This is a genomic window from Burkholderia sp. Se-20378 (assembly GCF_017104665.1).
In the GTDB taxonomy this organism is placed as follows: Bacteria; Pseudomonadota; Gammaproteobacteria; order Burkholderiales; family Burkholderiaceae; genus Burkholderia; species Burkholderia lata.
In genome coordinates this window covers 1-5,700 of sequence record NZ_JAAGPG010000527.1, presented here as the reverse complement: position 1 = coordinate 5,700, position 5,700 = coordinate 1, and the positions used below count along the sequence as shown (strand labels likewise).

6 protein-coding genes and 1 pseudogene are annotated in these 5,700 nt (G+C 66.8%); 5 read left to right on the top strand and 2 right to left on the bottom strand.

Translation table 11 applies throughout. From position 1 onward, the window contains the following. A pseudogene (locus tag G3N93_RS32930) lies at positions 1–188 on the bottom strand (HAD hydrolase-like protein); the annotation flags it as partial. Between the two features lie 225 nt (positions 189–413). On the opposite strand from G3N93_RS32930, the gene G3N93_RS32925 reads away from it, so the two are divergent. After that, positions 414–1,598 carry a sugar transporter gene (locus G3N93_RS32925; RefSeq protein WP_174932866.1) on the top strand — a complete coding sequence of 395 codons (1,185 nt, stop codon included), beginning with the start codon at positions 414–416 and terminating at the stop codon, positions 1,596–1,598. 63 nt (positions 1,599–1,661) lie between these two features. Here G3N93_RS32925 and G3N93_RS32920 read toward each other — a convergent pair whose 3' ends face one another. Further along, on the bottom strand, positions 1,662–2,438 hold the full coding sequence (locus G3N93_RS32920) for an SDR family NAD(P)-dependent oxidoreductase (protein ID WP_206134831.1): 777 nt from the start codon (positions 2,436–2,438) through the stop codon (positions 1,662–1,664). A 184-nt stretch (positions 2,439–2,622) separates the two neighbouring features. On the opposite strand from G3N93_RS32920, the gene G3N93_RS32915 reads away from it, so the two are divergent. The 4 genes from G3N93_RS32915 (at position 2,623) to G3N93_RS32900 (ending at position 5,616) form a co-directional block, all read left to right on the top strand. After that, entirely contained in the window at positions 2,623–3,525 is a 903-nt protein-coding gene (locus G3N93_RS32915) for a LysR family transcriptional regulator (RefSeq protein WP_206134830.1), read from the top strand. A 240-nt stretch (positions 3,526–3,765) separates the two neighbouring features. Then, positions 3,766–4,191 (top strand): hypothetical protein, encoded by a 426-nt coding sequence (locus tag G3N93_RS32910; protein ID WP_206134829.1) that lies wholly within the window; start codon positions 3,766–3,768, stop codon positions 4,189–4,191. Positions 4,192–4,475: 284 nt separating this feature from the next. Next, on the top strand, positions 4,476–5,189 hold the full coding sequence (locus G3N93_RS32905; protein ID WP_206134828.1) for a helix-turn-helix transcriptional regulator: 714 nt from the start codon (positions 4,476–4,478) through the stop codon (positions 5,187–5,189). Between the two features lie 94 nt (positions 5,190–5,283). Continuing rightward, positions 5,284–5,616, top strand: coding sequence for an amidase family protein (locus G3N93_RS32900; protein ID WP_206134827.1), 333 nt, complete (start codon positions 5,284–5,286; stop codon positions 5,614–5,616). Positions 5,617–5,700 lie beyond the last annotated feature (84 nt).

Here is a 5,700-nt window from a genome sequence, read left to right as displayed (position 1 = left end):
CCCGACGTCTCGCGCAGCAGCTGATTCAGGAACAGGCCGCCGCTCATGCCGATCTTGCGGTGGATGCGCCACACCGACAGTTCGATGCCTTCGGCATCGAGCGCCTCTTTCCACGCGAGCACGTGCTGATAGACGCTGTCGACGAGCGTGCCGTCGAGATCGAACAGAAAAGACGTTTCAATGCGCATGTGAATCTCCTGGCTCGACAGGTTTCGAGCGAACGGGTCGTGAGAAGCGTGTCGGCACATTATCGGCGCATGGCCATGTCATGACCATGTCCCGCGGCCAACCGTCGCCACCGTGCGGCCACCCCGCGCCATGCCGTGTCATGTGCCGCTGGTACGATCGCGGCGATCGCCGGGCCGGGTTCTCCGCGCCGCGCGCCCCCAACCCTCGTCTCGTCGATTCCAGGCATGGCCACACCGGACGCCGTCAGTTCCAAGCACTCGTGGTGGGGTGTACTGACCCTGGCACTCACCGCCTTCATCTTCAATACCACCGAATTCGTGCCCGTCGCGCTGCTCAGCGCGATCGGCGACAGCCTGCACATGCAGCCGACCGACGTCGGCCTGATGCTGACGATCTACGCATGGGCCGTGGCCGTCGTGTCGTTGCCGCTGACGCTGGCCACGCGCCATGTCGAGCGTCGCAAGCTGCTGACGGGGGCGTTGCTGGTGTTCATCGCCAGTCACGTGGTGACCGGTGTCGCGTGGAATTTCGCGGTGCTGATGGTCGGCCGGCTGGGCATCGCGTGCGCGCACGCGGTGTTCTGGTCGATTTCCGTGCCGCTGGCCGTGCGGCTCGCGCCGAGCGACCGGAAAAGCCGCGCGCTCAGCCTGCTGGCGATGGGCACGGCGATCGCGATGGTCGCCGGCATTCCGCTCGGGCGCGTGGTCGGCGAGACGTTCGGCTGGCGGGTCACGTTCCTGATCATCGCCGGCGCGGCGGGCGTCGCGTTGCTGCTGCTGCGCGCGACGTTGCCGGTGTCGCCGAGCCAGGGCGCCGGGTCGCTCAGCAGCATCGGCGTGTTCCTGCGCAAGCCCGCGCTGGTGGCGCTGTACGCGATCACCGTGCTCGTCGTGTCCGCGCACTTCACGTCGTACACGTACATCGAACCCTTCGTCCAGAGCGTCAACCACGCGAGCAGCAGCCGGATCACGTACGTGCTGATCCTGTTCGGCGTCGCCGGCATACCGGCCGCGATCTGCTTCAACCGCGTCTACCCGCACCGGCCGGACGACTTCCTGCTCGGGTCGATCGTCGCGCTGGCGGGATGCCTGCTGATCCTGTTCCCGTGCGCGCTGAACATCGTCACGCTGTCCTTGCATACGCTGGTCTGGGGCGGGGCGATCGTCTGTTTCGGCCTGGCCATGCAGGCATGGGTGTTGAAGCTGGCGCCGGAGGGAACCGACCTGGCAGTGTCGATTTTCTCCGGGCTGTACAACGTCGGCATCGGCGCCGGTGCGCTGATCGGCAACCATATCGCCAGCGATTTCGGGCTGCCGTGGGTCGGCACGTTCGGCGGCGTGGTCGGCGCGGTGGCGGTCGGGATCGCGTGGCTTGCGTTGCGGCTGCATGCGAGGCAGGCGGTGGCGTAGCCGTCTGCGCCAGATTCCGGCGTGCGGCGGGAGCCGCCACGGCCTGCCGTCGCGCTGCGCATGTCACGCCACCGAGTAACCGCCGTCGGCCACGAGCGCATGCCCTGACACGTAGCTGGAGTCATCCGACGCGAGGAACGCGACGATCGTCGCCATCTCGTCGGCGGAGCCCCAGCGTCCTGCCGGCGTCGAGGCGGCAAACGCCTGTTGCGCATCTTCCGACGGCCAGATGCCGCGATGATGGAACGGCGTCTCGATCAGCCCCGGGCACAGGGCGTTCACGCGCACGCCACGCTTGAACCATTCGATCGAAGCGGTCTTCGTCATCCCGATCACCGCGTGCTTGCTCGCGATATAGACCGACGCATTCTCGAAGCCGATCAGCCCGCCCATCGACGCGTTGTTGATGATGCTGCCCGAACCCTGCCGCAGCATGATTTCAGCGGCGTACTTCATCGAATTGAACACGCCGCGCACATTCGGTTCGAACACCCTGTCGAACCGCTCGGCATCCTGCTCGAGCAGCGGCGCGAACACGCCTTCCGTGCCGGCATTGTTGAACGCGATGTCGAGGCGTCCGTAGGTCTCCACCGTGAAATCGAACAGCTTGCGCAGATCGTCCTCGCTCGCGACGTCCGCGACGAAGGCTTTGGCGTCGCCGCCGGCGGTGATGATTTCGTCGACCAGTCGATCGAGCTCGGCCTTGCGCCGCGCGGAGACGACGACCTTTGCGCCGCGACGCGCGAGTTCGATCGCGGAGGCGCGGCCAATGCCGGAACTGGCGCCCGTCACCAGTGCGATGCGGCCGTCGAGTTGGGTCGGTTTCGTGCTTGCGTTCATGATGAGACTCTCCAAAGAGGTGAATGAAAGCGGCGCATGTGGCTGAGTTGAATCGGTTGCGATGCACGCTTGATGTGCATTGTGGTCGCCCGCTCGCCGTAAAAAAATGGAACAATGGCGCATTCAGAATTCCCGTTTCGGGAATGAAAGGCGCTGCCGTATTGGCGTGCCAGGAGAGGTCTCCATGCTCAACCGACTCGACATCCTGAAGATCTTTTCCGCGGCCGCCGCGGCGCCGACGTTCCGCGAGGCGGCAGCCCGTCTCGGCGTGTCGCCGCAGGTCGTGACGCGTGCGGTGCGCGAACTGGAGGAGATGCTGGGCGAAACGCTGTTTCACCGGACGACCCGAAGCATCCGGATCACCGCGTTCGGGCAGGCGTTCGCCCGAGACGCGCAGACGGCGCTGGCTGCCGTCGACGGGCTGTTCGGGCCCGCGACGGGCCAGGCCGACGAGCCGGTGGGCATCGTCAGGATCACGGCGCCGTCGGGCATGGGGCGTCATTACGTCCAGCCGATCCTGGGCGATCTCATGCAGCGGTATCCGGGGCTGGTGCCCGATCTGCGGCTGTCGGACGTGCCGTCGCCGGTCGTCGACGAACAGATCGACATCGGCGTGCGGGTCGGGGCGATCGGCGACAACCGCTTCGTCGCGCGCATGGTCGGGCCGCTGCCGATGTGGATCGTCGGCGCGCCGTCGCTGATCCGGCGGCTGGGCGAGCCCAAAAACCGCAAGGAACTCGAATCGATGCCGGTCACGTGCCTGATCGATCGTGCGAGCGGACGCGCGTGGCCGTGGATGTTTCGCGGGGAGCACCAGTTCGTCCCGTCGTCGCCGGCCTACCTGACGGACGATACCGAGGTGGAGATCGAGGCCGTGTGTGCGGGCGTGGGGCTGGGCCAGTGCTCGGAATATCTCGTCCGGCCGTACATCGACAAGGGCCGCCTCGTGCGGCTGCTGCCGGGCCTCGAGCCGGAGCCATGGAAGCTGCACGTCTACCGGCCGCGACGCGGGCCGATGCCCCGGCGCATCCGGGTCGTGTACGACGAGCTGGTGGCGAAGCTCGCGGGCGCGACGTGGCGGGGGTAGGCGGTGCGGCCGGGCTGCCCGGCCGCTGATCGCGTTGGCGTGAAGCTGCGTGGACCTATGGTCGACGGCATCGACGGCATCGGCGCGCCCGCGAAGCAGTAACGTGTACAGCGCGCGGCGATCCGGCCACCGTTGCTCGCGCCATTCGCCAAAAGACACGCGGCAAGCCGACATATTGCGGCATCATCATGCTGCCGACGCACCGGCATTCGGTGCCTGAAATTCGACTGGAGACGCTGCATGCCGATACCCCGGATTGAAACCCGTGACGCGATGGGCGACCCCGATGTGGTCTATCTCAACCCGGATCACGTGCTGTGGATGTCGCAGCCGACCGCTGCGCAGCGGCGGCCGGGCGGCACGGCCATTCGCGTGGACGACCGCGTGAAGGGCGGTTCGTTGCTGATGGCCGACAATCCGCCGGCCGCTCGACTGCTGCAGGATCTCGGGCCGTTCGTGACGGTGGCGCTGGCGAACCCGTCGTCCGACTATCCGGACGGTCTCGTGCATGTGCGTGCGCATGCCATCGTCAAGATCGCGACGGACGACCACGACAAGCCGCTCGCCGAGCGCACGATCGGCTGGGTCCACGTCCAGGACGGCTCCGCGTTCAAGGTCAGGGATTACGCCGGCGTGGCCGCTGAGCGGGGCTTCTCGCCGGCGTAGTGACGCAGCGGCACGCCGTGCAGCGGTTGGCCGGCCGTTGCTCTCGTCGGGGAAACGGGTGCCTTGCCTCGTGCGTCGGGGCGAAGTGCCCGGGTGTCGGCGGGCCGGGCGAACCATGAGCGCTCTCGCGGCCGCATTCGATACGAGATACACGATGCGTCGATCAGCCGAGTAACATGGCGCATCGTGACGAACCCGTGCTCGCCCGGGCCATCGCCGCGACAACTCCCGTTGAAGCGCTCGATGCAGGTGTTCTCCACCGGCTTGCCGAGGAACCGTCCGTCATGAACCTTTCCGCGTCCGATATCACACCGGAAGAACTCCGGCTGTTCGGCGACATCGTTGCCCGCCTGGAAGAGCTGGGGCCGGTCGTCGACGTCAGGACGGTCGTGCTGCCCGCGATCACGCAGTTGCTCCGCGCCGATTTCGCCGCATCGTTCGATTGCGATGACCAAACCGGCCTGTGGCGCAACGGGTTCTCGTACAACGTCGATCCGTTGCAGATCGCCCGGTACGAAGCGTGGTTCCAGCATATCGATCCGGTCACGTCGCAACTGCGCGCGCGCCGCGTGGCGACCTGCGTCGACGAGGTGATGAGTCGGCGCGAACTGGAGCAGACCGAGTTCTACAACGATTTCCTGTGCCGCGACGGCATGCACCACGGCATCAACGTCTACGCGATCGACGGCGCGACCCACGTCGGCGACCTGCGCATCTGGCGAGCCCACGGGCGGCCCGATTTCACCGAACGGGACAAGCTGCTGCTGAACGGCATCGAGCCGTTTTTCCGGCGCGCGCTGTTGCGGCGGCGCCATGCGTGCGCGGGGCTGACCGAGCGCGAGAGCGACGTCGCGCGGCTCGTCGCCGCCGGTTATACCGACAAGGACGTTGCGCGCACGCTCGGCATCGGGCTGTCGACGGTCCGCACGCATCTGCGACGCGTGATGGCGAAGAAGGGCGTCGCCAACCGCGCGAGCCTGGCGGCCGCGCTGGCGTGACCGGCCGCCGGCCGGGGTCATCCATTGTGATGATGGGCGTCAAAATCGGCGCGGCCTACCTTGTGACGATCCCCTGTTACGAGGAACGACGACGATGCCCACCCTGGGAACCCTGACGCTCACCGAAGCCCGGAACGCGCTCCTGCGCCGGGAGTTTTCCTGTGTCGAATATGCGTACGCGTTGATCGAGCGGCACGCACGCTGGCGCTACCTGAACGGCTTCACGTGTGTCGACGATGCGCGGCTGCTCGCCGAAGCGGCCCGCTGCGACCGCGACCTCGCGACGTCGGCCACCCCGCACGCGCTGCTGGGCCTGCCGATCGCGATCAAGGACAACATCGACACCGCCTGCCTGCCGACCGGCAACGGCACGCTGGCGCTGCACAACCGCGTTGATCAATCCCCATATATGATTGGCCGCGCATGAGTAGTCGTTCCCAGGATTCGAGACTGTCTGGCGCGGACTTTCCCACACAACTGTTCCCACCGATGCATCGCGCGGTACGTGAAG

Coding starts and splice junctions, on each gene's coding strand:
- G3N93_RS32905 (WP_206134828.1), top strand. CDS start 4,476: ATGAACCTTTCCGCGTCCGATATCACACCGGAAGAACTCCGGCTGTTC.
- G3N93_RS32915 (WP_206134830.1), top strand. CDS start 2,623: ATGCTCAACCGACTCGACATCCTGAAGATCTTTTCCGCGGCCGCCGCG.
- G3N93_RS32920 (WP_206134831.1), bottom strand. CDS start 2,438: ATGAACGCAAGCACGAAACCGACCCAACTCGACGGCCGCATCGCACTG.
- G3N93_RS32925 (WP_174932866.1), top strand. CDS start 414: ATGGCCACACCGGACGCCGTCAGTTCCAAGCACTCGTGGTGGGGTGTA.
- G3N93_RS32900 (WP_206134827.1), top strand. CDS start 5,284: ATGCCCACCCTGGGAACCCTGACGCTCACCGAAGCCCGGAACGCGCTC.
- G3N93_RS32910 (WP_206134829.1), top strand. CDS start 3,766: ATGCCGATACCCCGGATTGAAACCCGTGACGCGATGGGCGACCCCGAT.